Origin of the sequence: Paracoccus marcusii (assembly GCF_006151785.1) — a bacterium.
GTDB lineage: Bacteria > Pseudomonadota > Alphaproteobacteria > Rhodobacterales > Rhodobacteraceae > Paracoccus > Paracoccus marcusii.
The window spans coordinates 1-2528 of the sequence record NZ_VDDD01000217.1; the positions used below are offsets into that span (position 1 = coordinate 1).

The 2528-nt window shown below is 71.8% G+C and carries 3 protein-coding genes; 2 read left to right on the forward strand and 1 reads right to left on the reverse strand.

From position 1 onward, the window contains the following. Both FHD68_RS18250 and FHD68_RS18255 read left to right on the forward strand, forming a co-directional pair. Positions 1-647 (forward strand): TolC family protein (locus FHD68_RS18250; protein ID WP_167550441.1); only part of this gene is annotated, 647 nt, incomplete at its 5' end. Positions 648-667: 20 nt separating this feature from the next. Further along, the gene (locus FHD68_RS18255; RefSeq protein ID WP_127897967.1) at positions 668-1753 is read left to right on the forward strand and encodes a hypothetical protein; all 1086 of its coding nucleotides are present in this window, start codon (positions 668-670) and stop codon (positions 1751-1753) included. 14 nt (positions 1754-1767) lie between these two features. On the opposite strand, the gene FHD68_RS18260 is transcribed toward FHD68_RS18255, so the two are convergent. Then, positions 1768-2528: M23 family metallopeptidase (locus FHD68_RS18260; RefSeq protein ID WP_139086526.1), on the reverse strand; the 761-nt coding region annotated here is incomplete at its 5' end.

Below are 2528 nucleotides of genomic sequence, written 5' to 3' on the forward strand. Positions count from 1 at the left end.
AGGCCGCCGCGGCCGAGATCGGCGTGGCCGCCGCCGCCGCCGAACGCAACCCGACCCTGTCGGGCACGGCCAGCGTCGGCGTGACCCGCGCGCCCGAAGCCAGCCTGGGCGGCCGCTATGGCAGCCGCAATTCGTCGTCTGTGGGGCTGGAACTGAGCCAGACCCTGTATTCGGGCGGGCGCCTGTCGGCCGCGCATCGCCGCGCGATGGCACAGCGCGACCAGGCGCGTTCGGCGCTGCTGAACACCGCGCGCCAGATCAGCCAGCAGGTCGGAGAGACCTGGGCGAACATCGCCGTCGCCCGCGCGCAGATCACCGCGATCAACCAGCAGATCTCGGCCGCGCAGCAGGCCTATGACGGCGTCCGCGAGGAGGCGCTGCTGGGTGCGCGGACCACGCTGGACGTGCTGGACGCCGAACAATCGCTGCTGGAGGCGCGGGCCGACCGGATTTCCGCGGAATCGAATCTGCAGTTAGCTCATTATCAACTTCTGGCTGCTATGGGTCTGTTGACGGTAGAAAACCTGCAACTGGGGATACCCACCTATGACCCATCGCAATATTACAATGCTGTGCGGGACGCGCCCGCAACCAGCAAGCAGGGCGAAAGCCTGGACCGCGTGCTGCGCGCCATCGGCCGGAACTGATCCGGCCCCGGCGGTGCGCCATGACTGAGGCGCGCCGCATGACCCCCGTCGAGGATTCGGCGACCGACACCCCCGCACCGCGGCGCAGCACCGCCAAGGCCGCTGCGGCGCCCAAGGCACCCCGCAGCCGCAGTGCCAAGGCCGATGCGGCCGCCCCCGCCACCAAGCCTGCCCGTGCCAAGGCCCCCCGCGCTAAGGCCGACCCGGAGGCCAAACCCGCCCGCGCGCGCACCCGCAAGGTCGTGCAGGCGCAGCCCGCTCAGGTCGTCACCCTGCCGGTCCTGACCCAGGATCAGCCGATCGGTCAGGCCGCCCAGGAAATCGCCCGCATCCGTGCCGAAATGCAAAGCATCCGGCACATGATCGACGGCCAGCCCGTGACTCACAGCGACGCGCGCACGATGCTGCACCGCCTGTCTCAGGATCCGACCCCGCGGGGTTTGCTGGCGGGCAGCACGGCTTCGGTCATCCAGCTGGCCCCGCATCTGCGCAGGGCGGTCGCGGATCTGCCGGACGACGGCGTCCCGCCGTCGCGGCCCCGGCGCGCGACAGGCAAGGCCCGCGGCAGGGCGGCAGTGGCGCTGGCCCTGCCTGACGCAATCGTCGAGGCGCCCATCGCCGATGCCCTGACCGAGGAGGTCGTGGTGCCTGCCGTGGCACCGGCGGTCATCCCGGCCGCAGCGGCGCCCCGGTCCCGTATCGCACGGTTGCTCTCTGCGTGGGGCGACTGGCTGCTGTGGCGCCTGCTGCCGCCGGCGATGCCCGCCCAGGCATCCGCACAGGATGCCGCCATCGGTCCTGCGCAGGTCCGCGGATCAGCGACCGCCGATGTCGTCCCTGCGCCGCAGGCCCATGCGCCCGCGGGCGACGGTCCCGACCGTCCGCAGGCGCACGATGCCGCCGCACTGTCGCATCTGCCGGTCGCACAGATCGTCGCCCAGACCGTCGCGCAGATGATGGACGACAAGACCATGCGCGCCCACCTGCAGGAGATGATCCGCGAGGAGCTGGAGGGAGAGATGGGCGCCCGCTTTTCGGGCAACCTGCGTGCCGTGGTGCGACGCGAGATCGCCACGGCACTGGACGAACGGCTGACGCATCTCTGATCCCCGTCCGGGGATCAGTTCAGGTACCGCTCGGGGTCGACGCTTTCGAACCCCCGGCGGATCTCGAAATGGACGAAGCCCGCGTCGCCCGCCTGGCCCAGGGATTGTCCCGCGCTGACGCTGTCGCCCTTGGCGACGGCAACATCGCCCAGGTTGGTATAGACGCTCATCAGGTCGCCCTCGTGGCGGACCACGATGATCGGCGTGCCCGCGCTGTCGCGGGTGATCGCCGCCACCTGGCCGCTGCCTGCCGCTGTGACCGCTGTGCCGCCCGAGGCCGCGATGTCGATCCCGTCGTTCTGGCCCTTTTCATAGACCCGGATGATTGACCCCTGGACCGGCATGCGGAACTGGCCGCCGCCCGATGCCGCGGTCCGCGTGGATCCCAGGTCGGTTTGGGGCGTATCTGGCGCGGGGGCGCCCGCGGGTGGCGTCTCCTCGGCGGGCAGGGGACGCGTGGCCGAGGGCGGGGTCGGGGTCGGGCTGCCCGCGCCGGGGGCGGTCGTGGCCAGCCTGTCGGGTTTCTGGCCGGGCTGCGGCACCAGAAGACGCTGGCCGGTCCGCAGGCTCATGTCGGCCGGCAGGCCGTTCCAGCTTGCCAGATCTTGGACGCTGACGTCATAGCGACGCGCGATGGCCCAGGCCGTCTCTCCGGCGGCGACGACATGTTCGCCCGGGTTTGCAGCGGCGGCAGGGGCCGGGGCGGCGCGTCGCGCCGTGGGGCTGGCCGGGGCGCTGCCGGCAAAGGGGTCGGTCACGATCGCCGTGCCGCCAC

Excerpts from the sequence above, each read along its gene's own strand:
- FHD68_RS18255 (WP_127897967.1), top strand. The coding sequence starts at position 668 with ATGACTGAGGCGCGCCGCATGACCCCCGTCGAGGATTCGGCGACCGAC.